Source organism: Micromonospora sp. NPDC005979, from assembly GCF_040614415.1.
Lineage (GTDB): Bacteria > Actinomycetota > Actinomycetes > Mycobacteriales > Micromonosporaceae > Micromonospora.
Genome location: NZ_JBEXUR010000029.1, coordinates 41,545 through 62,062, shown reverse-complemented (window position 1 = coordinate 62,062; position 20,518 = coordinate 41,545). Strand labels below are relative to the sequence as shown.

At 72.7% G+C, this 20,518-nt stretch carries 21 protein-coding genes and 1 pseudogene; 10 read left to right on the top strand and 12 right to left on the bottom strand.

All coding sequences use genetic code 11. From position 1 onward, the window contains the following. Nucleotides 1–633 precede the first annotated feature (633 nt). Nucleotides 634–1,416, top strand: coding sequence for a 3-hydroxybutyrate dehydrogenase (locus ABZ272_RS31055; protein WP_355053497.1), 783 nt, complete (start codon nucleotides 634–636; stop codon nucleotides 1,414–1,416). Continuing rightward, a complete protein-coding gene (locus tag ABZ272_RS31050; protein ID WP_355053496.1) occupies nucleotides 1,416–3,350 on the top strand; it encodes a helix-turn-helix domain-containing protein in 1,935 nt (644 codons plus the stop codon). The genes ABZ272_RS31055 and ABZ272_RS31050 overlap by 1 nt, the downstream gene beginning before the upstream one ends. Before the next feature lie 45 nt (nucleotides 3,351–3,395). On the opposite strand, the gene ABZ272_RS31045 is transcribed toward ABZ272_RS31050, so the two are convergent. The 3 genes from ABZ272_RS31045 to ABZ272_RS31035 form a co-directional block, all read right to left on the bottom strand. Continuing rightward, entirely contained in the window at nucleotides 3,396–4,004 is a 609-nt protein-coding gene (locus ABZ272_RS31045; protein WP_355053495.1) for a TetR/AcrR family transcriptional regulator, read from the bottom strand. An 11-nt stretch (nucleotides 4,005–4,015) separates the two neighbouring features. Then, on the bottom strand, nucleotides 4,016–5,584 hold the full coding sequence (locus tag ABZ272_RS31040) for a DHA2 family efflux MFS transporter permease subunit (protein ID WP_355053494.1): 1,569 nt from the start codon (nucleotides 5,582–5,584) through the stop codon (nucleotides 4,016–4,018). 121 nt (nucleotides 5,585–5,705) lie between these two features. Further along, on the bottom strand, nucleotides 5,706–6,368 hold the full coding sequence (locus tag ABZ272_RS31035; protein WP_355053498.1) for a transcriptional regulator: 663 nt from the start codon (nucleotides 6,366–6,368) through the stop codon (nucleotides 5,706–5,708). A gap of 186 nt (nucleotides 6,369–6,554) precedes the next feature. Here ABZ272_RS31035 and ABZ272_RS31030 point away from each other — a divergent pair, with 186 nt between their 5' ends. Further along, nucleotides 6,555–7,412 (top strand): SPFH domain-containing protein, encoded by an 858-nt coding sequence (locus ABZ272_RS31030; RefSeq protein WP_355053493.1) that lies wholly within the window; start codon nucleotides 6,555–6,557, stop codon nucleotides 7,410–7,412. Between the two features lie 12 nt (nucleotides 7,413–7,424). Here ABZ272_RS31030 and ABZ272_RS31025 read toward each other — a convergent pair whose 3' ends face one another. Then, entirely contained in the window at nucleotides 7,425–8,267 is an 843-nt protein-coding gene (locus ABZ272_RS31025) for a LysR family transcriptional regulator (RefSeq protein WP_355053492.1), read from the bottom strand. A gap of 108 nt (nucleotides 8,268–8,375) precedes the next feature. Here ABZ272_RS31025 and ABZ272_RS31020 point away from each other — a divergent pair. After that, nucleotides 8,376–9,422 (top strand): annotated as a pseudogene (locus tag ABZ272_RS31020) (MFS transporter); the annotation flags it as partial. Between the two features lie 69 nt (nucleotides 9,423–9,491). On the opposite strand, the gene ABZ272_RS31015 reads toward ABZ272_RS31020, so the two are convergent. Both ABZ272_RS31015 and ABZ272_RS31010 read right to left on the bottom strand, forming a co-directional pair. After that, nucleotides 9,492–10,886: a permease prefix domain 1-containing protein gene (locus ABZ272_RS31015; protein WP_355053491.1), complete on the bottom strand. Its 1,395-nt coding sequence runs from the start codon at nucleotides 10,884–10,886 to the stop codon at nucleotides 9,492–9,494. Further along, on the bottom strand, nucleotides 10,883–11,248 hold the full coding sequence (locus ABZ272_RS31010) for a PadR family transcriptional regulator (protein ID WP_355053490.1): 366 nt from the start codon (nucleotides 11,246–11,248) through the stop codon (nucleotides 10,883–10,885). Before ABZ272_RS31010 ends, ABZ272_RS31015 begins: the two co-directional genes overlap by 4 nt. A gap of 112 nt (nucleotides 11,249–11,360) precedes the next feature. Between ABZ272_RS31010 and ABZ272_RS31005 the strand changes: the two genes are divergently transcribed. Further along, entirely contained in the window at nucleotides 11,361–12,107 is a 747-nt protein-coding gene (locus ABZ272_RS31005) for an aminoglycoside phosphotransferase family protein (RefSeq protein WP_355053489.1), read from the top strand. A 6-nt stretch (nucleotides 12,108–12,113) separates the two neighbouring features. On the opposite strand, the gene ABZ272_RS31000 is transcribed toward ABZ272_RS31005, so the two are convergent. Further along, nucleotides 12,114–12,650: an alpha/beta hydrolase gene (locus ABZ272_RS31000; RefSeq protein WP_355053488.1), complete on the bottom strand. Its 537-nt coding sequence runs from the start codon at nucleotides 12,648–12,650 to the stop codon at nucleotides 12,114–12,116. 27 nt (nucleotides 12,651–12,677) lie between these two features. After that, nucleotides 12,678–13,109, bottom strand: coding sequence for a hypothetical protein (locus ABZ272_RS30995; protein WP_355053487.1), 432 nt, complete (start codon nucleotides 13,107–13,109; stop codon nucleotides 12,678–12,680). 65 nt (nucleotides 13,110–13,174) lie between these two features. Between ABZ272_RS30995 and ABZ272_RS30990 the strand changes: the two genes are divergently transcribed. Together ABZ272_RS30990 and ABZ272_RS30985 are read left to right on the top strand one after the other, a co-directional pair. Further along, entirely contained in the window at nucleotides 13,175–13,627 is a 453-nt protein-coding gene (locus ABZ272_RS30990) for an aldo/keto reductase (protein ID WP_355053486.1), read from the top strand. A 110-nt stretch (nucleotides 13,628–13,737) separates the two neighbouring features. Beyond that, nucleotides 13,738–14,025, top strand: a complete 288-nt coding sequence (locus tag ABZ272_RS30985; protein ID WP_355053485.1) for a hypothetical protein — start codon at nucleotides 13,738–13,740, stop codon at nucleotides 14,023–14,025. 62 nt (nucleotides 14,026–14,087) lie between these two features. Here ABZ272_RS30985 and ABZ272_RS30980 read toward each other — a convergent pair whose 3' ends face one another. The 3 genes from ABZ272_RS30980 to ABZ272_RS30970 form a co-directional block, all read right to left on the bottom strand. After that, nucleotides 14,088–15,230, bottom strand: coding sequence for a zinc-binding dehydrogenase (locus tag ABZ272_RS30980; RefSeq protein WP_355053484.1), 1,143 nt, complete (start codon nucleotides 15,228–15,230; stop codon nucleotides 14,088–14,090). After that, the gene (locus ABZ272_RS30975) at nucleotides 15,227–16,681 is read right to left on the bottom strand and encodes an aldehyde dehydrogenase family protein (RefSeq protein ID WP_355053483.1); all 1,455 of its coding nucleotides are present in this window, start codon (nucleotides 16,679–16,681) and stop codon (nucleotides 15,227–15,229) included. Before ABZ272_RS30975 ends, ABZ272_RS30980 begins: the two co-directional genes overlap by 4 nt. 76 nt (nucleotides 16,682–16,757) lie before the next feature. Then, a complete protein-coding gene (locus ABZ272_RS30970) occupies nucleotides 16,758–17,423 on the bottom strand; it encodes a TetR/AcrR family transcriptional regulator C-terminal domain-containing protein (RefSeq protein ID WP_355053482.1) in 666 nt (221 codons plus the stop codon). An 84-nt stretch (nucleotides 17,424–17,507) separates the two neighbouring features. Here ABZ272_RS30970 and ABZ272_RS30965 point away from each other — a divergent pair, with 84 nt between their 5' ends. Beyond that, nucleotides 17,508–18,680, top strand: a complete 1,173-nt coding sequence (locus tag ABZ272_RS30965) for an acyl-CoA dehydrogenase family protein (protein WP_355053481.1) — start codon at nucleotides 17,508–17,510, stop codon at nucleotides 18,678–18,680. 88 nt (nucleotides 18,681–18,768) lie between these two features. Beyond that, on the top strand, nucleotides 18,769–18,972 hold the full coding sequence (locus tag ABZ272_RS30960) for a hypothetical protein (protein ID WP_355053480.1): 204 nt from the start codon (nucleotides 18,769–18,771) through the stop codon (nucleotides 18,970–18,972). Between the two features lie 49 nt (nucleotides 18,973–19,021). On the opposite strand, the gene ABZ272_RS30955 is transcribed toward ABZ272_RS30960, so the two are convergent. Further along, the gene (locus tag ABZ272_RS30955; protein WP_355053479.1) at nucleotides 19,022–20,059 is read right to left on the bottom strand and encodes an aminotransferase class V-fold PLP-dependent enzyme; all 1,038 of its coding nucleotides are present in this window, start codon (nucleotides 20,057–20,059) and stop codon (nucleotides 19,022–19,024) included. Nucleotides 20,060–20,203: 144 nt separating this feature from the next. Here ABZ272_RS30955 and ABZ272_RS30950 point away from each other — a divergent pair. Then, nucleotides 20,204–20,518 (top strand): leucine-rich repeat domain-containing protein (locus ABZ272_RS30950; protein WP_355053478.1); only part of this gene is annotated, 315 nt, incomplete at its 3' end.

Below are 20,518 nucleotides of genomic sequence, written 5' to 3'. Positions count from 1 at the left end.
TAGATCAACACGGGCGCAGCCAGTACCTGGACCGCCGCCACCAGCCCCGTCAACCCCCGCCCACCAGCACAAACAGGATGCAACTAGCTCCCCGAAGTTGCGCGGATCTTGACGGCGCGCGCCACCCACAACCACCGTCCGGCGCCGATCTGCGGTCCAGCAGGGCACTGGCGCGCGGGCCGGGCGAGCGGGCGGGCGGGCGGGCCGGCCGGGCGAGCGGGCGGGCCTGCACGGCCCAAGGTCACGCTCAATCCTGGATGTAGTGGCCTCTCGCCCCGCCGACACCACTACATCCTGGATGCAGCACGACCTTGCGGCCGACGCGGCGGCCCAGCAGCCGGGGCGGCGGCACAGCAGCCGGGGCGGCGGCACAGCAGCCGGGGCGGCCGCCCCGCACCGCCGAGACCACTACATCCTGGCTGCAGCGCGATCTTGCGGCCGACGCGGCGGTCCAGCGGGCGGCGCGGCCTCCCAGCGGACGGGCGGGCCGGCGGGCGGGCGGGCCGGCGGGCGGGCGGGCGGGCGGGCCGGCGAGCAGCGCGGCGGTGCACGGGAGGGGCACACAGCTTTGCCCGGGAGTATGTGGCTCCGGCCCATGTGCCGACGGACACACAGCTCGTAACTTCTTGCGCCATGACGGCAGAACCCGTGGCGGTCCCCCACGTCGTACAGGTCGACCTCGCCGGTCGGACCGCCCTGGTCACCGGCGGCGGCAGCGGCATCGGGCGGGCGTGCGCCCTGCGTCTCGGCGCGGCCGGCGCGAAGGTGCTCGTGGTGGACCGGAACCTGGAGGCGGCCAAGGCCGTGGCCGCCCAGGCCGGCGGACGTGCTGAGGGCGTGGACCTGGCCGACCCGGCTGCCGTGGACGCCCTCGACGTGGACGTCGACATCGTGGTGAACAACGCGGGGCTCCAGCACGTGGCGCCGGTGCAGGACTTTCCCGTCGAGCGTTTCGAGTACATCCAGCGGGTGATGGTGGAGGCGCCGTTCCTGTTGATCCGCCGGGCGCTGCCGCACATGTACGCCCGGGGCTGGGGTCGGATCGTCAACATCTCGTCGGTGCACGGTCTGCGGGCCTCGCCGTACAAGGTGGCGTACGTCTCGGCGAAGCACGCCCTCGAAGGGCTCTCGAAGGTGGTGGCGCTGGAGGGCGCCGCGCACGGGGTGACCGCCAACTGCATCAACCCCGCGTACGTGCGGACCGCCCTGGTCGAGAGCCAAATCGCCGACCAGGCCGCCAGCCACGGTATCGAGGAGGCCGAGGTCGTCGAGAAGATCATGCTGGCCCGGGCGGCCGTCAAACGGCTGATCGAACCGGAGGAGGTGGCCGAGTTGCTGGCGTACCTCTGCTCACCGCCGGCGGCCTTCATCACCGGCGCGTCGATCGCGCTCGACGGGGGCTGGACGGCCAACTAGTGGGTCCGCGCACAATGTCGACCATGTCGTCGCCGGTGGAGTTCCTGGAGCTGCTCGCCCGCGAGGCCGCCGCGGTGGAGTTCGAAGGCCCGCTGGTGGCCGCGCGGGCCGCGGGTGTGCCGCCGGCCCGGCTGGCCGAGTTGGAGCAGGCCAAGACGGTGGCGCTGCGGGTCCGCGCGCTCCTGGAGCGCCGTCGTCGCCGGGAGACCGAGCTGTCCGGCCTGTACGACACGGTCAGTGACCTGGCCGGGCTGCGCGACCTGGACGACGTGCTGCGGGCGATCGTGCACCGGGCGCGCAACCTGCTGGGCGCCGACGTGGCGTACATGACGCTGAACGACGACGAGCGCGGCGACACGTACATGCGGGTGACCGACGGGTCCGTGTCGGCCCGCTTCCAGCGGTTGCGGCTGCCGATGGGCGCCGGCCTGGGTGGTCTGGTGGCCCAGTCCGGCGCGCCGTACGTCACCGCCAACTACGGCGAGGACGCGCGCTTCCACCACACCGGCGAGATCGACGCCGGCGTGGGCGAGGAGGGCCTGGTGGCGATCCTCGGGGTGCCGCTGCGGCTCGGCTCCACCTCGATCGGAGTGCTCTACTCGGCCAACCGCTCGGCCCGGCCGTTCGCCCGGGAGGAGGTGGCGTTGCTGGTCTCCCTGGCCGCGCACGCCGCGGTGGCGATCGACACGGCCCGGCTGCTGGCCGAGACCCGTTCGGCGCTGGCCGAGTTGTCGGCGGCGAACACCACCATCCGGGCGCACAGCAGCTCGGTGGAGCGGGCCGCGGCGGCGCACGACCGGATGACGGCGCTGGTGCTGCGCGGCGGCGGCGTGGAGGACGTGGCGGCGGCGGTGACCGACGTGCTGGGCGGGGCGCTGCTGGCGTTGGACGCCGAGGGTCGTCTGCTGGCCCGGGTCGGCGAGATCGACGAGCCGGAGCGGGCGGACATCGTCGAGGCGGTGGCCGCGTCCCGGACCGAGGGGCGCAGCGTCCGCCGTGGTCCACTCTGGTACGCGGCGGTGGTCGCCGGTACGGAGAACCTGGGCGCGCTGGTCTTGCGTCCCAACGACGAGTTGGTCGACGCGGACCAGCGCATCCTGGAGCGGGCCGCGCTGGTGACCGCCCTGCTGCTGCTGTTCCGCCGGACGGTCGCCGAGGCGGAGGGTCGGGTCCGTGGCGAGTTGCTGGACGACCTGATCGCCCGGCCGCTGCGCGACACCGACGCGCTGCGCAGCCGGGCCCGTCGGCTCGGGGTGGACCTGGACGCGCCGCACGTGCTGGTGACGGTGGGCGACGACGCGATCGCGGCGACCGGGTCGGCGCGGCAACGGGTGCTCTCCTGGGCCACCACGTACGCGTCGACTCGGGGTGGCCTGGCGGCGGCGCGCGACGGTCGGGTGGTCCTGATGCTGCCGGGCCAGGATGCCGGCGGCAGCGCCCGCGCGGTGGCCCGGGACCTGTCGCGGGTGACGGGCCGGCCGGTGACCGCCGGGGCGAGTGGCCCGGCGACCGGGCCGGGGACGTTGGCGGGGACGTTCCACGAGGCGGACCGCTGCCTCACCGCCCTCGGCGCGCTGGGCCGCGCCGGTCAGGGTGCGAGCACCGCCGAGTTGGGCTTCGTCGGGCTGCTGCTGGGCACGGTGGGTGACCAGGGCGACAAGGACGTGGCGAGGTTCCTCACCACCACGGTCGGGCCGGTCGTCGACTACGACGCCCGGCGCGGTACGGCACTGGTGAAGACGTTGGAGGCGTACTTCGGGGTGGGCGGCAGCCTGGCCCGAGCCGCCGAGCAGCTGCATGTGCACGTCAACACGGTGACCCAGCGGCTGGAGAGGGTCGGGCAGTTGCTCGGCGCGGACTGGCAGCGCCCGGAGCGGGCGCTTGAGGTGCAGTTGGCGCTGCGCCTGCACCGGCTGCGCGCCCCGGCGGGCTGACCCGACGCTCGGTCGGGAAGGCCCAGGCCAGGGCGCGCGGTCGGCTCAGCGGGCGCGGATGCCTTCGAGAACGGCGTCCACGACCTGCGTGGGCAGGTCGCGGTCGTCCAGCTCGGGGTTCCACTGGAGTACGCGTTGGATCAGCATCGGCCCGGTGAGCAGCGCCATGGTGACCTCGACGTCGATGTCGGGCCGGAGCAGCCCTTCGTCGATGCCGCGCCGCAGCACCTCGCGCATGAGCTGCCGCCGGGGCTCGATGATGTTCTGGTAGAGCTGGAACTGGTCCGGGCTGCGGTTCACCGCCGGCACCAGGCACGGCATGATCTTGGTCGCGCGGGGGTCGACGTTCTGCCCGACCGCGCCGACCAGCACGAGCAGGTCGTCGCGGACGGAGTGGCCGGCCGGCTGCGGCATGATGCCCTTGAGCCGACGCAGAGCGTCGATCAGCAGCGCGTCCTTGCCGGCCCAGCGGCGGTAGATGGTGGCCTTGCCGACGCCGGCGCGGGTGGCGATCGCCTCGATCGAGAGCGCCTCGACGGTGCTGCCCTCGGCGAGCAGGTCGAGGGTCGCCTCGAGGATCGCCTCGTCGGCGCGGATGCTCCGCGGTCGCCCGGGCGACCGCGGAGCATCGGCGGTGGAGGTCATGTCGGACATTGTCCCCGAACCTAGACCGTGCCGGCCAACTCGGGCTCGGTGGCGGGCGCCGCGGACGCCGGGGGCAGGGCGTTGCGGCCCGGCATCCACCGCAGCACCACCAGCATGCCGAGGGCCGCGACGATCGCGGAGAGCGCCGCCGCCCAGTGCATGGCCGTGACGAAGGCGTCGTTGGCCGCCGAGATCAGCGTGGGCGCCGCCGGGCCGAGTTGCCCGGCCGCCGCGTACGCCCCGGAGATCGACTCGTTGGCCGCGTCCTGCGCCTGGGCGGGCAGGCCGGTCAGCGCGTCGCCAACGTCGCTGCGGTAGACCGCGCTGAGCACCGAGCCGAGGACCGCCACGCCGAGCGCGCCGGCCACCTGGCGGACGGTGTTGCTCACCGCGGAGCCGACGCCGGCCTTCTCACGCGGCAGCGCCGACATGATGGACTCGGTGGCCGGCGGCATGATGTTGGCCATTCCGACGCCCTGGAGGAAGAAGACGACCAGCACCATCCAGATCGGGGTGGAGGCGTCGATGAAGGCGAACGCGGCCAGCGCCACCACGGTCAGCCCCAGCCCGACGGCGGCGACCGCCCGGCCACCGTACCGGCGGACCATCGCGGCGCTGCGCGGCGCGAAGATCAGCTGGGCCCCGGCGAAGGGCAGGAAGAGCAGACCGGTCTGCAGCGGGCTGTAGTCGCGAACCAGCTGCAGGTAGAAGGAGCTGAAGAACATCACGCCCATCGCGGCGAAGAACACCAGGCCGACGATGGCCACCGGCGCCGCGAAACGGGGCACCTTGAACAGCCGGACGTCCAGCGATGGGTGGTCGGAGCGGAGTTCGTGCCGCACGAACCAGGCCAGCACGGCGATGCCCACCAGGATCGAGCCCCAGGCCACCGGACGGTCGAAGCCGTGCTCGCCACCGTCGATGATGCCGTAGGAGAGGGCCACCAGGCCGACCACGGAGAGCAGGACGCCGAGCAGGTCGACGCGGCCGGGGCGCGGGTCACGCGACTCGGGGACGAGCACCGCCACCAGGATCACGCCGGCGACGACCACCGGGACGTTGATCAGGAAGACCGAGCCCCACCAGAAGTGCTCCAGCAGCGTGCCGCCGAGGATCGGGCCGATCGCCACGGCCAGGCCGACCGCGCCGGCCCAGACGCCGATGGCCCGGCCGCGCTCGCGGGGATCGAAGACATTGGAGATGATCGAGAGCGTCACCGGCATGATGGCCGCGCCGCCGACTCCCATCAGGGCGCGGGCCGCGATGAGCTGCGCGGGGCTGTCGGCGTACGCCGAGAGCAGCGACGCCAGGCCGAACAGCGCCAGTCCGATCATCAGGAAGCGCTTGCGGCCGGCGCGGTCGCCGAGCACGCCGAAGGTGAACAGCAGGCCGGCGAAGACCAGCGTGTAGGAGTTGATCGCCCACTCCAGCTCGCCCTGGCTGGCGCCGAGACCGTGTACCGGGTCGGCCAGGGTGCGTAGTGCGACGTTGAGGATCGTGTTGTCGAGGACGACGACGAGGAGGCTGATCACCAGCACCCCCAGGATCGCCCACCTCCTCGGGTGTCCTGTGTTGTCGTGCAGCTCCATGCCCGGTTCTCCCCCCGGTTGCACCCGTTCCGCAATACGATACGGGCCAGACTCGTAACGGCGAACAGACTACGACCGCCATTAACGATACGGAACTGTTTCGTATCGGAAGTGGTCCGCGTCACGTCTCGGCGCGACGCCGCTCCCCCGGCTCCGGCACGCTCAGACAGGCCGCCACGGCGGCCGGCAGCGCGCTCAGGTGGGCCGCCGGGGCGGCGAGCGGTTCGATCCAGCCCGGCCCGGCGCCGTAGACGCGCAGGCCGGGGAAATCGCGGGCGAAACGCACCAGACGGTACGCGCGCCCGGTGACCGGCGTCTGCGACCACACCACGACGGTGTACGGGCGAGCGCGGCGCACGGCGCTGCCCAGCGCGGACCACGGCAGCGCGGGCCCCAGGTGCAGGCAGCCATGCCCCCGCTCCCGCAGGGCCGCGGCGAGGGCGTGCAGACCGAGCGAGTGCGCCTCCCGTTCGGCGCCGGCCAGCAGCACCCCGCCGGTCGGCAGGGACCGCCCGGGATCCCGGCGATACACGTCCAGCCCGACGCGGACGCCCTCGGACAGGGCGTGTTCCACGGCGATCTCGCCGGCGTCGCGCCCCGACAGAGGCGCCAGCAGCGGCTGGCAGACCTGCTCCCAGAGCGCCGGTACGCCCCACTCGGCCGCCAACTCCAGCATCAGCGCGGCGACCCGGTTACCGTCCAGGTCCTCGGCCGCCAGCGAGACCCGCTTGAGCGCGGTCTGCACGGCGTCTGCCGGCATCGGATCGGTCAGCACAGACGGCATCGGATCGGTCAGCACAGACGTACCCCCGGGTCGGTGTTCTCTGTCCAGGGTTCGCCGCGACCGGGCGCGACGGATGCGCCCGGCGCGGAATTTACCGGCGGCGGACCGGCGCCGACCGGCGCGGCCCGACTTGACCGGGCCTCCTAGCGTGAAGATCCACACAGCCCAGCGGAAGGCCCCCACCCCATGCCAGTCGGCTTCACCATGGCGATCGTCCTCGCCGTCGCCCTGGTCGTCAGCGCCGTCGCCGCGCTCGTCGCGCCCGCCCGCTCACTGAAGCGGGTGGCCGCCCTCGCCGCGCTCGGCTTCCTCACCCTCAGCCTGGTGGTCGGCATCGCCTCCAGCGCCCACTCGGTGCCGATCCGCTCGGTGGGCATCGTGACCAGCTTCGGCAAGCCGACCGGCGAGGTGACCGGCTCGGGCCTGAAGTGGGTGGCCCCCTGGCAGAAGGTCGGCGAGTGGGACGCGGGCCGGCAGAAGTACGACCACATCGGCGGCAACGACTGCGTCCGGGTCCGTACCGGAACGCTCGCCGACGCCTGCGTCGAGGTGCTCATCGAGTGGCAGGTCAAACCGGAGAACGCCCCCAAGCAGTTCATGGACTACAAGGGAGACTTCGTGAGCTTCCGGGGACAGCGGGTGGGCGTGCAGCTCGACAGCGCGGTCAACGACGCGTTCGCCGCGTACAACCCACTGGAGAAGATCGACGCGCGCACCGGCGACCTCAACGTCGACCTCAAACCGTTCGCGGCGAACATCAAGACCAGCGCGGAGAGCCGCCTCGCCACGGACGTCGACATCCTGTCGGTGACCATCACCCGGGTCAACCACGACGACAAGACCGAGGGCAACATCAAGGCGTTCCAGGACAAGCTGGCGCAGACCCGCAACCTGGAGCAGGACCGTAAGAACGCCGAGATCTCCAAGCAGATCACCGAGACCAACGCGAAGGTCGACAAGGTGACCCGCTGCCTGGAGATCGCCGAGAAGAACGGCGCGAACCCGGGCCTGTGCATCAACCCGGGCATCGTCACCGGCAAGTGACCCGGGGCGGGCTCAGACCATCCGACGCAGCGCGTTCTCCACGGCGTCCGTCAACGGATCACCCCCCGTCGCCGGATGCCGGGTCAGCCCGAACTCGACGTCCGGCAGGGCGGGTAGGGCGTCGGCGTGGTGGGACGACATGCCCGGTTCGAGGTTCGCCGGCATGAGCGCGGCCACGCCGAGCCCGGCCCGGACCGCCGCGAGCACGCCGACCAGGCTGTTGCTCTCGAAGGCCACCCGCCAGGGCCGATCGGCACGCCCCATCGCGTCGAGTACGGCCGTACGCCAGGAGCACGGGGTCGAGAACAGCACGACCGGCAGCGGATCGGCGGTCACGTCCACACCCTGGCCGACCGCCCACACCAGCGACCGGCGTACGGTCCAGCGCGGCGGACCGGGTATGTCCGGCACGGCGTCGAGCACGAGCTGGACCCGACCCGCGTCGTAGGCCTCCCGCATCGCGGAGTTGGACAGACTGAGGACCTCCAGCGTCGCGCGGGGGTGCAGCCGGGCGAGGTCGGCGAGCGCCTGCGGCAGCTGGGACGCGGCGAGGTCTTCGAGCAACCCGACGCCACAGTGGCCGGTGAGCGCACGCCCGGTCTCGGTCAGGGCCTGTCCGGAGAGCGCGAGGATGCGTTCGGCGTACGGCAGGAGCTGCTCACCCGCCCGCGTGGGTGAGACGCCGGACGGGGACCGGTGCAGCAGTGGATGGCCGACGACGCCCTCCAGCCTGCGCACCTGCTGACTGAGGGCGGGTTGGGTCTGGCCGAGGGCGCTCGCGGCGCGGCTGATGCTGCCAGCCCGTACGGCGGTGACGAACGATCGCAGCAGGCCCGTTTCCAAGTCCCTCGCCATAAGACCTCATTATGCCGTACCCAAGCAGATGACCACTTCTTATGGGCCCGGCACTGGCCTAGCGTCGGATGGGTGACCAGCTATCGGCAGGTGCTCGGGGTGCCCGGCATGGCGCCGCTGCTGGGCGTCTCGCTGCTGGCCCGCACCGCGATCACGGCCGACGTGACCGCTCTGACGCTGTACGTCGTGCTGAGCCTGAAGCTGGGTTACGTGGCGGCGGGGGGCGTCGCGGCGGCCCTGACCGCCGGGGTGGCACTGGGCGGGCCGCTGCTCGGTCGCCTGATCGATTCGCGGGGCCTGCGCGCCGTCCTGCTGGTCACCCTCCTGGCGCAGGCCGCGTTCTGGCTGAGTGTGCCGCTCCTGCGATACGAGCTGCTGCTGGCGGCCAGCGTCGTGGCGGGTCTGCTGATGGTGCCCGTGCAGGCGGTGAGCAGGCAGGCGATCGCCGCGATGACGACAGCGGAGCTGCGCCGGACCGCGTTCGCGCTGGAATCGGTGCAGGGCGAACTGTCGTACCTCGTGGGGCCGGCGGTCGTGATCCTGGGTGCGGCGACCGTGTCCCCCGAGGTGGTGGCGTGGGCGGTCGGCGCCGCGATCCTGGCCGGCGGGTCCGGCATCGCGCTGCTCAACCCGCCGATGCGTCCCCGGGGCGAAGGGCAGGCCGCCGCCACCGGACCGATTGCCCGCCGGCAGTGGCTGAACGGCGACATGATCGCCGCGTTGACGATGGCGCTCGGCACGACGACGCTGCTCGGCGGTGTCGACCTCGCCATCATCGCCACGCTTCGAGAGGCCGGGCAGGTGTCCTGGGCCGCCATGGTGGTCGTGGTGCTCGGGGTGTCCTCCGTCGTCGGTGGTCTGGTCTTCGGCGCGCTGGCCCGGCCGCTGCCCACGTGGGTCCTCCTCGGCGCGCTCGGACTCGTGACGATTCCCGCCGGGCTCGCCGACACCTGGCCCTGGCTGTGCGTCGCCGTCGTCGGCAGCGGGCTTCTCACCGCGCCGACCCTTGCCACGGTGGCCGACGCGGTGAGCCGGCTGGCACCGCCCGGAGTACGCGGGGAGGCGACAGGTCTGCAGGCGTCGGCGCAGAGCGCCGGGTTCGCCCTGGGTGCCCCTCTCGTCGGCGTGGCGATCGACCTCTGGGTGCCGGCCGGCGGCTTCGCGGCGGCCGGGGTCGCCGGCCTCGCCGCCGCGCTGGTCGGCCGCCTCCTGTCCCGCAGCTCGCTAGGCGTACTGGAACAGCGGCGGGAAGACGAGGACCACGATCCAGGCCCAGGCGGCGTACACCGGCAGGTAGCCGGTCTGCCAGCGTTCGAGGGCCGCGAACGGCGTACGCCGGCGCACGAAGCTCAGCAGGAGCCAGGCCGACCACGCGAGGTTGACCAGCAGGACCACGTTCTCGCCGAGGGCCGCCGCCCGGTTGGGCGTACCGCCGTAGTCGTCGGTGATGCGCCCGGTGATCTCGAACAGCACCAGCACGTCGATGGCCAACGCGCTGAGCACGAGCGCCAGCTGGAGCTTGTCGAACGCGCCGGGCGGGGCCAGCGGGTCGCGGGCCGACAGCGAGTAGAGCAGCAGCCCCAGCACCACGACCAGCAGCAGGTCGAACAGGATCAGCGCCTCGCGCTCGACGTCGATGCCGTGGCTGGTCCAGACGACGGCCACGAGGAAGGCGAGGAGCGCGGCCGTGAAGAGCGGAGTGAACAGCCGGGTGAGGACCGGCGCGATGTTCTCGACGACGCTCTGCTTGGCCTCGACCAGCCACCCGGCCACGACGACCGCGGCCGCCGCGCCGCAGGGTAGGAACCACTGCGAGACGAACGCCTCCGGGACGATGCCGATGGCCGCGAAGGTGTTGAAAAGGAAGGCGGCGAGCACGCCGCCACCGAGGGCCATCAGCACGAAGTAGATGAACCACTCGCCGGTGAAGCGGATGAAGTCCATGCGTCGACGTGTCGAGCGCCAGTCGTCGGCGACGTAGGCCAGGCCGACCACGAGCCACAGCGCGATCGGCAGGTGGACGCTGGTGACGACGATGGACTGCGAGTCGCCCGCCAGCGGGTAGACGTTGGCCGCCAGCGCGCCGAGGACGAACAGCGCCACCAGCGCCACGACCACCGCCGGCCGGGCTCGGCGACGCCAGGCGAGGAACGCCGCAAGCCAGGGCAGCGCGAACAGGGTGAAGTTACGCGTGTAGAACGCGCCGTCGTCGTCGAAGGTCAGCCCGAACAGCGCCGGCGCCTTCACGGACGCCACCGCGCCGGCCGCCGCGCCGAGCATCACCCACAGGTCCCGTCGGGAACGCGTGCCGGCGTCCGAGGCGCCGGAGTCGCCGGTGAGCACGAGCTGCTTCCAGAGCCGCTCCGAGTGTTCCCGGGCGAACTCCCGGGACAGCTCGTCGAGGCTGCCCATCCGTTTCACGGCGACCAGGAACGCCTCGTCCGCGCTGAGGCCCGCCGCGACGAGCGCGTCGACGGAACCGCGGAGGTGGTCCTCCAGCTCGTCGGCGTCGGCCGGGCTCAGCGTCCCGCGGCGCAGCACGTACTGACGCCACTGCGTCACCTGCGCCTCCAACTCGAGCGGGCCTTCGTGCTCGTGGGGACCGTCGTACGCCGTCACGCGAGACCCTCCAGCGGACGCGCCGTCAGCGGCGTCCGGTCGTGCCAGATCTCCTTGAGCGCGCCCACGACCGTGTCCCACTGCCGGCGCTGCTCGGCCAGCTCGGCCCGGCCCCGGTCGGTGATCCGGTAGTACTTGCGTTTGCGCTCACCGGCGACCGACTGCCAGCTCGCCTCCACATGGCCCAGGCGCTCGAGCCGGTGCAGCAGCGGATAGAGCAGCCCCTCGGTCCAGTCCAGCTCTCCCCCGGACAGCTCGTTGATCCGCCGCAGGATGGCGTATCCGTAGCTCTCCCCCTCGGCCAGGATGCCGAGCACCATCGGCGTCGCCGACGCGGCGACCAGGTCCTTGGCGACCTTCACGGAACCTCCCACTCTTACCTAGAAGTACGATGCATAATACTGCTAGGTATAGCGCTCGGCGCAACCGCCGGAGCGGAAAAACCAGTCGAGCGCCGACCGTCGTCCCGCGAGAATGACCGACGTGCATGAGGTAGAGGTCGTCGTCGCCCACAGCGAGCGCGCGACCGTACGGGCCGGCGACGTGTTCCTGAAGATCGACCCTGATCAGCGGCGTGCCGACGTCGAGGTCGAGGCGATGGCCCTGGCGCCCCTCGCGACCCCGCGGGTCCTGTGGCGCAACCCGCCCGTGCTCGCGCTCGCCGCCCTGCCCGGACGGGCGCTCGGCCGGCTCGGCGAGCCGTCGACCTCGTCGCCGCGGGCGTGGGCGGCGGCCGGCGCCGCCGTACGGAGGCTGCACGACGCGCCGCTGCCGCCCTGGCCCGGCCGAAGCCTCGACGAGCTGGCCACGCGGCTCGACCGCGAGTGCGCCTGGCTCGTCGCGAACGGCGCTCTCCCCACCGACCTGGTCACCCGCAACCGGCACATCGCCGAGGCGGCGCTCCGGCCATGGACGCCGGTGTTCACGCACGGCGACCTACAGGTGGACCACGTGTTCGTCGACGGTGACGAGGTCACCGGCGTGCTCGACTGGTCCGAGGCGAGCCGGGGCGACGCCCTGTTCGACCTCGCCATCCTGACCCTTGGGCACGAGGAGCACCTCGGCGACGTCGTGGCCGGCTACGGCGCCGACGTCGACCTCGACGTGATCCGGGGGTGGTGGTCGTGGCGCAGCCTGGTGGTGATCCGTTGGCTGGCCGAGCACGGCTTCGACCCGTCGGCGCCCGGCTGCGAGGTCGACGTGTTGCGGGCGCGGATGTGACGAGCGTCAGGGGATGAGCCGGTCGAGCAGCTCGAACCGCTCGTACGGCTGGTCGTAGTCGCCGAAGTGGCCGTCGTCGCGCACGATCTGGGCGCCGCCGAGCCGCTCGAACATCGCACGTCCCTGCCGGTCGTCGCAGCCGTACGGATCCTTGCGCGAGTTGACGAAGTAGATGTCCCGCACGTGCGACCGGATCGCGGCCCAGTCGTAGCGCTCCTGAAGGACGGGCTCGTCGCTCGTGTTCGGCCGGGTGCAGTAGCCGGCGACCAGGATCGCCTGGGCCACCGTCACGTCGACATGCTCGAGGAGCGCCAGGAGCAGGGCCGCGCCGCCGGAGTGGCCCACCAGGACCGTGTCCTCGTCGAAGTGGTGCCCGGCCAGCACCGTCGGCAGGAACGTCGCGATCGGCTCGACGTTGACGCCCGGCAGGTGCGGCACCTCGACGGCGTAGCCACGGGCCTCCAGCCGCCGGGCCAGCCAGCGGTACCAGACGACGTCCGGGTTGCCGCCGGTGCCGTGGAAGATGATCGCGTTTCGTCCCACCGTGCCCCCTCCGCATCGACGTCGTGATCAAACCACCTGATCGCCAGCAGGACGAGAGGGATTCCCGGTCGTCGGTACGCGCTGGTCGTACAGCGCCGACACCCACAGGCGGGTGAGCGTGTCGACCAGCACCGCCCGGTCGTCGAACGGCGGCACCCCGCACGCGGCCAGGTAGTAGAGCCGCTCGCCGGTCCAGGTCAGCGTTGCGGCGAGCGCGTGCACGTCGACACCGTCGAGCCGGGCCGAGACAGCGGGGTCCGCCCGACGATCGGCCTCGATCCGTGCGATCGTCGCGTCGGTGAACGTCGCCATCTGACCCAGCCACAGCTCGCGCAACTGCGGGTCGGACGCCCAGGTTTCCACGATCGCGCGCAGCACGGCGGCATTGGCGAGCCAGAGTTCGGCGCCGGCGTCGATGCCCGCTCGCAGCGTCTCGCGCGGGTCGGCGGTCGCCTGCACCCACGGTTGGGCGGCCTCGTGGCCGGCACCGACCGCCCGACGTACCAGCTCGGCCAGGCCTCCAGGTGCCGTACAGCCTCGTCAACCGCGACGCCGAGCGGGAACTGTTGCCCATGGCCGAGGCGTACGGCATGACCGTGACGGCCTGGAGCCCGCTCGGCGGCGGCGTGCTGTCCGGCAAGTACAACGCCGGCCCGCCGCAGGAGAGGACGCGGCTGAGCCGGGACACGATCGGCGACCGCGACCTCAGTGTGGCGCGGGTGGTGCAGGAGGTCGCCGGCGAGCTGGGCGTCACCCCGGCGCAGGTGGCCCTCGCCTGGACCCGCCACCGCAGCGGCGTGCTGCCGATCATCGGTGCGCGGACCGTGGAACAACTCCGGGACAACCTGGGCTGCACCGCGGTCACGCTGCCCCCGGAACTGGCCCTGCGACTGGAGACGGCCACCGGGTTCAGTCTCGGCTTCCCGGCCGATTTCATCGCCGAGACCAGACAGTGGGTGCTCGGCGCCGCCGCGTGACCCCGGTGGCCGGCTGCCCGGGACAAAGGCGTCCGGGCCGGCGGCGGTCGACGTCTACCCGCGCCGTCATCTGCCGCGAACCGCGGCACTCCGGGATAGCCTTGGCGCATATGGCTACCTATCGCAGCGCCTCAGTGCTTCTCTCCTCGGACGGCACCAGGACCCCTGGCACCGCCGCCCTCTTCGCCGAGCCCGCCCGCAAAGGTGGGACCCGGCCGTGGGCCGGCGACTTCCGTCCCGCCAACAGCGCCGGAAATGGTCCCAAGAACGCGATCGGCAAGACCTTCACGTTGGAGCTGCCCGACGGCAGCACCGGCAAGGTCGTGGTCCAGAGCCTCAAGAGCGGACGGGGTGGCGTCGTACTGGCGCTGATGGGCGAGGACGCACCACCCTTCTGAGCGAAGCCGATCTCCGGCCGGTGCCGCCGGCCGGAGATCGCCAGCGGGTGAGCCTGCTCGGCTCAGTCCAGTGTCACCACCCAGCGGGCACCCTCGCCTCGGGCTAGCCGGTCGAACGCGGCGGGCGCCTCGCCCAGCCCGATCGTGCCGCTGACCAGCACGCGCAGGTCCAGCGTGCCGTCGGCCAGTTCGGCGGCCAGCACCGGCACCTCACGGTCCGGGTCGGACGAGCCGTACACCGAGGAGCGCAGCGTACGGGCGGAGTGGAAGATGTCGAGCGCGCCGAGGCTGACCATGTCGTCCTTCGCGCCCATGCCGACCACGGTGACCGAGCCCCCGCGCCGGGTGAGCCGCCAGGCCGCACGGATGGTGGCGGCCCGGCCCACGCACTCGAAGGCGTGGTCGACGCCCCGCCCCTCGGTGCGGGCCCGCACCTCCTTGGAGAGCCGGTCGTCGGAGAGCAGGAAGTCGGTGGCTCCCGCAGCCAGGGCGAGGTCACGCTTCGCCTCGGCCACGTCCACGGCGAGGATCGTCGTGGCACCCGCGCGGCGTGCCGCGCTGAGCACGGCCAGCCCGACCCCACCGAGCCCGACGACGGCGACCGACTCGCCGGACGCCACCCGGGCGGTGTTCCGGACCGCGCCGAGGCCGGTGAGCACCGCGCAGCCGAGCAGCGCGGCCTGCTCGACCGGCAGGCCGACGGGGATCGGTACGACGGCGCTCTCCGGCACCACCACCGCCTCGGCGAGCGCGCCGAGACCGAGCGTCAGGTGCAGCGGAACCCCGTCCTCGGTCTCGCCCCGCGGCACGGTCGGTGCCGTCGTGTCGGCGCAGAGCCACGGCTCGCCGCGTCGGCACCACCAGCAGGCCCGGCAGGCGGGCGCCCAGTTGAGCACCACCGGCGTGCCGACCGTCAGCCCGCCGCCCGGCCCGACCTCGGCCACCACCCCGGTCGCCTCGTGCCCGAGCACCAGCGGGAACCTCGCGGCGATCGTGCCGTTCACCATGGACAGGTCGGAGTGGCAGACACCCGCCGCCCGAATCGTCACCCGCACCTCGCCGGGGCCGGGCGCGGGCAGTCGTACCCGCTCGACCCGCAGCTCGGCCCCCCGTTCGCGGGCGACCAGCGCGCGGACGACGACCGGCGCGGACGCCGGCTCGGCGGCACCGCCCGGCGCGGTCGGAGACAGCTCGGGGCCGGTCATCGCTGGATCGCCTTTACCTCGCAGAACTCGGCGAGCCCGTGCGTGCCCAACTCCCGGCCGAGGCCGGACTGCTTGTAGCCGCCGAAGGGAGCGAGCGGGTTGAACGGCGCGCCGTTGATGTCGACGGCCCCGGTGCGCAGGCGTCGCGCCACCGCGAGCGCCGCGTCGGTGTCGGCGGACCAGACCGCGCCGGCCAACCCGTACCGCGAGTTGTTGGCGATGGCCACGGCCTCGTCGGTGTCGTCGAACGGGATGACCGCGAGGACCGGGCCGAAGACCTCCTCCTGGGCGAGCGCGCTGTTCGGGTGCACGTCGGCGAAGACGGTCGGGGCGACGAAGTGCCCCCGCGCCGGGACCGGGGCGTCCGGGCCGCCGACGACCAGCCGCGCGCCGTCGGCGAGCGCCCGGTCGACGTGGCCGCGTACCCGCTGCGCCTGCGCGGCGGAGACGAGCGGGCCGAGCCGGGTGGCCGGGTCGAACGGGTCGCCGAGGCGGTAACCGGAGACCGCCGCCGCGACCAGGTCGAGCGTCTCGTCGTATCGGTCGCGGTGCACCAGCATCCTGGTCCACGCCGTGCAGGTCTGCCCGGAGTTGAGCAGGGCGTTGCCCACGCCCACCTTGACCGCGGTCGCCAGGTCGGCGTCGCCCAGGATCACGTTGGCGGACTTGCCACCCAGCTCAAGCGCGACGCGCGCGATCCGGTCGGCGGCGAGACGCATGATCCGGGCGCCGGTGGCGGTGCTGCCGGTGAACGACACCAGGTCGACGTCCGGGTGCCCGGCGAGCGCCTCGCCCGCCACCGCGCCGGTGCCGGGGACCAGGTTGAGCACGCCCGGCGGCAGGCCGGCCTCGGTGACCGCGTCGAAGAGCAGGTACGCGGTCAGCGGGGTCAGCTCGCTCGGCTTGAGCACGACCGTGCAGCCGGCGGCGAGCGCGGACGCCACCTTGGCCATCACCTGGTGCAGGGGGTAGTTCCACGGGGTGATCGCGCCGACCACGCCGATCGGCTCGCGGACGACGAGGGAGTTGCCGATGCTCTCCTCGACCGGCGGACGGGCGGCGAGCGCGACGTGGTCGCGCAGCACCGTCAGCGGGAGACCGACCTGCACGCGGGTGGCGAGCTTGAGCGGCGAGCCCTGCTCCACGGCGATGGTGCGGGCGAGGTCGTCGGCACGGGCGGCGAGCGCGGTGTGCAGCCGGTCGAGGTGCGCGGAGCGTTCCGCGGGCGCGGTGGCCGCCCAACCCGCGAAGGCGGCGCGGGCGGCGGCGACGGCGGCGTCCACATCGGCCGCCGTGCCGGCCGGGACCTGGCCGACGGTGTCGCCGGTGCTCGGATTCTCCACGTCGAGCACGCCGGTGCCGGCGGGAGGCGTCCACTCGCCGCCGATGTGCAGGTGACGTCGGAGGCACAGGAGGTCGGGGAGCGGCGACGGCGGTGCGGCGAGGTCCATGGCGTCCCTTCGGGGGGTGGTCGACGGGCGGCTCAGCGGCGGGCGGACGACGAAACTAGCGCTGGGAGTTTGGACGCTACCCGCTGGACTGGCCCGACTCCACCGCGCCGAGGGGGCCGAGGGCGCGGTCGTACTCGGCGGCGAGGCCGTGCAGCAGCGCGTCCAGGCCGAGGGCGAAGGCGCCCTCGTCGACGCTCTGCTGGTGCTCGGCGAGCCGGTGCGCCTGGCGCAGGTGCGGGTAGTGCGCGGCGTACAGCTCGGGGTCCTCGACGAAGCCGCGGGCGAACGACCCGAGCGCCGACCCGGCCACGAAGTAGCGCAGCGCCGCGCCGATGTGGGTGGCCCGGGCCGGCGGCCAGCCGGCGCGGACGAGACCGCCGTAGACCGCGTCCGCCATGGCGAGCGCGGCCGGACGCCGACCCGGGCCCTGCGCCAGGTACGGCACGATGTTCGGGTGCGCGGTGAGCGCCCGCCGGTACGACCACGCCCACCCGCGCAGCGCGGCGGCCCAGTCGCGGCTGGCGAATCCGCTGGTGTCGACGGCGCCGGTGACCCCGTCGGCGACCGCGTCGAGGATCTCGTCCTTGGTGGCGAAGTGGTTGTAGAGCGAGGGCCCCTGGACGCCCAGGGCGGCGGCGAGCCGGCGGGTGGAGAAGGCGGGCAGGCCCTCGGCGTCGATCAGCGCGGTGGCTGTCTCGACGATCAGCTGCCGGGTGAGCCGGGGCTGGCGGGGTCGGGGCACAACGCTCCTCGCGGGACTGGACTCAACAAAACTTACACCGCTAGTTTAGTGGTGACCGGCCGCGCCGACGCCAGGAGGACCATCGTGGACTTTTCGCTCACCGACGAGGAGCGGGCGGTGCGGGACACCGCCCGGTCGTTCATCCAACGCGAGGTGATGCCGCTGGAGGCGGAGGTGCTTCGCCGGGAGCGGGCCCACCAGCCGAGTCTGGACCACTCCGAGGTCCGCGAGCTGCAACTCAAGGCCCGCAAGTTCGGCTTCTGGGGTCTCGCGACCCCCGAGGAGTACGGCGGGATGAACCTGCCGGCCGTCCTCCAGTCGCTGATCTGGACCGAGCTGGGCCACACGTTCGTGCCGTTCCGCTTCGGCGGCGAGGCCGACAACATCCTGTTCCACGCCACCGAGGAGCAGAAGCGGGAGTTCCTCATCCCGACGATCGAGGGTGAGCGCCGGTCCTGCTTCGCGATCACCGAACCGGGCGCCGGCTCGGACGCCGCCAACATCCGGCTCTCCGCCCGCCGGGACGGCGACGACTGGATCCTCGACGGTGAGAAGACCTTCATCACCGGCGGTCACGACGCCGACTTCGCCATCGTGGTCGCGGTGACCGACCGGGAGAAGGGCGCCCGCAACGGCGGCGCGACCGCCTTCCTGGTGGACCGGGCCATGGGCTGGCGCTCGGAGTTCATCCAGACCATGGGCGAGGGCGGCCCGGCGTCGCTGATCTTCGACGGCGTACGCGTGCCGCACCGCAATATCCTCGGCGAGATCGGGCAGGGCTTCGCCCTCGGCATGGAGTGGATCGGCAAGGGCCGTTACACCATCCCGTCGCACGCCGTCGGCATCGCCGAGCGGGTCCTGCAGATGGCCATCGAGTACGCCAACACCCGGGAGACGTTCGGCGCGAAGATCGGCAGCAACCAGGCCATCCAGTGGATGATCGCCGACTCGGAGACCGAACTGGAGGCGGCCCGCTGGCTGATCCTGCGCTCGGCGTGGACCGTCGACCAGGGCCTCGACCCCCGACACGCGTCGTCGATGGGCAAGCTCTACGGCGCGCAGATGGTCAACCGGGTCGTCGACCGGGTGCTCCAGATCCACGGCGGCATGGGCTACACCCGGGAGCTGCCCATCGAACGCTGGTACCGGCAGGTCCGGCTCTACCGCATCTTCGAGGGCACTGACGAGATGCAGCGGCTCATCATCTCCCGGGACCTGCTGCGCGGCTACACGAAGATCGGCGGTCACCTGGCCTGAGCCCGAATCTCAGTTCGCCGTGAACTCCCTGACCCGGCCGAGCATCTACCCCTATGACAGCTGCCCGCCAGCCACGAGGGGGATGCACATGCGCCTACGAATCAGGGCCGTCGCGACGGCGATGGTCGTCGCCACGTACGAGGGTGACGGCTGGTTCTACTACGACGGGCTCGGCAGCAACTTCGTCTACTTCGGGCGCCTCGCCGACGGCAAATGGGACATGAGCCTCGGGCCTGATCTGGAGTGGCAGCCCCTCGCGTACACGTACGCGAGCTTCAGCGTCTGCTCCTGAACACCAGGCCGGCCGTGCCCCACCGCGGGGCACGGCCGGCCTTCCGGCCTCAGTCGACGAGCGCCGTCAGCGCCGCGTCCACGTCCGCCTCGGTCGAATAGAGGTGGAACGAGGCGCGGACCCGGCCGGCCCGGACCGCCGCCCGGATGCCGGCCGCCGCGAGGCGCTGTTCCGCGTCGGGCACGTCGACGGCGACGATGGCGCTGTCCCCCGCCGGCCGGCCCAGGCCGGTCAGGAACCGGTTGGCCAGCGCCACGTTGTGCGCCTGGATCGCCGGCACGCCGATCTCGGCGACCAGCTCCATGGCGGGGGCCGCGCCCACCCAGCTGAACCAGGCCGGCGAGATGTCGAACCGGCGGGCATCGTCCGCCAACCGCAACGGCAGGCCGTAGTAGGAGGCGTGCGGGTCCCGGCCGGCGAACCAGCCGGCCGCGTCCGGGCGCAGACGCTCGCGCAGGGCCGGGGCCAGATAGGCGTACGCGGTGCCGCGCGGGTTCATCAGCCACTTGTAGCCGCCCACGGCCACCACGTCGGCCCGACCGCCGTCGAACGGCAGCCACCCGCACGCCTGGCTCGCGTCCACCACCACCAGCGCGCCGTGCGCGTGGGCGGCGGCCACGATCTCGTCGTACGCGGCGACGGCGCCGTCGGACGACTGCACCAGGCTGAACGCGACCACGTCCGTGTCGGCGTCGATCGCTTCGACGAGCCCGTCCACCGGCACGGTGCGGACCGTGACGCCGCGCTCCTCCTGCACCAGCCAGGGGAACAGGTTCGAGGTGAACTCGATGTCCGGAACGACCACGGTGGCGCCGGCCGGCAGGGACGCCGCCACCGGCGCGAGCATCTGGGAGACCGTCGAGCCGACGGCCACGTCGACGTCGGGCACCCCGATCAGACCGGCGAACGTCGTCCGGGCCCGCTGAACCGAGTCGCCCCAGCCCTCCCAGGACGTGCTGCCGACACGCCACTGGGCCAGGGAGTCCTGCAACGCCGTCCAGCCCGGCTCGGGCGGCAACCCGTACGAGGCGGTGTTCAACCAGCCGGGCTCCGGCTTCCACAACTGCTGCGCCTGCGCGATCTCCATGCCACCGACGTTAGGACTGGTCACCGGCGGTGAGCCACGACCAATCGGCAATGGGCGGCCTGCCAGTGGCCTCCGGTCGCGGCACGGAGGGGGCCGACCCGGCCGGCGATACCGACTGTGCACGAGGGACTACGCTGCTGGGGCATGAGCGACGGCAGGCTTGTCGAGGCCCGGCAACGCATTGATGCCTCCACCGCCGGGGATGTCGACCTGAGCGGTCTCGATCTCACCTCAGAAGACCTCACCGAGCTGCTGCGCGACACCCGGGCTCTCGCCGAGGTCGTCAGCCTCGATCTGGCCAACAACAAGCTGGACACCCTGCCGGACACCGTCGCCGGCTGGACGTCTCTCACCGTGCTCGACCTGAGCGACAACCGGCTCACCACGCTGCCCGACGCCGTCGCCGCCTGGACCACCCTCGAACAGCTCACCCTGAGCGACAACCGGCTCACCACGCTG

Coding starts and splice junctions, on each gene's coding strand:
- ABZ272_RS31035 (WP_355053498.1), bottom strand. CDS start 6,368: ATGCCGTCTGTGCTGACCGATCCGATGCCGGCAGACGCCGTGCAGACC.
- ABZ272_RS31055 (WP_355053497.1), top strand. CDS start 634: ATGACGGCAGAACCCGTGGCGGTCCCCCACGTCGTACAGGTCGACCTC.
- ABZ272_RS30960 (WP_355053480.1), top strand. CDS start 18,769: ATGCGCCTACGAATCAGGGCCGTCGCGACGGCGATGGTCGTCGCCACG.
- ABZ272_RS31025 (WP_355053492.1), bottom strand. CDS start 8,267: ATGGCGAGGGACTTGGAAACGGGCCTGCTGCGATCGTTCGTCACCGCC.
- ABZ272_RS30975 (WP_355053483.1), bottom strand. CDS start 16,681: ATGGACCTCGCCGCACCGCCGTCGCCGCTCCCCGACCTCCTGTGCCTC.
- ABZ272_RS31030 (WP_355053493.1), top strand. CDS start 6,555: ATGCCAGTCGGCTTCACCATGGCGATCGTCCTCGCCGTCGCCCTGGTC.
- ABZ272_RS30955 (WP_355053479.1), bottom strand. CDS start 20,059: ATGGAGATCGCGCAGGCGCAGCAGTTGTGGAAGCCGGAGCCCGGCTGG.
- ABZ272_RS30980 (WP_355053484.1), bottom strand. CDS start 15,230: ATGACCGGCCCCGAGCTGTCTCCGACCGCGCCGGGCGGTGCCGCCGAG.
- ABZ272_RS31005 (WP_355053489.1), top strand. CDS start 11,361: ATGACCGACGTGCATGAGGTAGAGGTCGTCGTCGCCCACAGCGAGCGC.
- ABZ272_RS31045 (WP_355053495.1), bottom strand. CDS start 4,004: ATGTCCGACATGACCTCCACCGCCGATGCTCCGCGGTCGCCCGGGCGA.
- ABZ272_RS31040 (WP_355053494.1), bottom strand. CDS start 5,584: ATGGAGCTGCACGACAACACAGGACACCCGAGGAGGTGGGCGATCCTG.
- ABZ272_RS30985 (WP_355053485.1), top strand. CDS start 13,738: ATGGCTACCTATCGCAGCGCCTCAGTGCTTCTCTCCTCGGACGGCACC.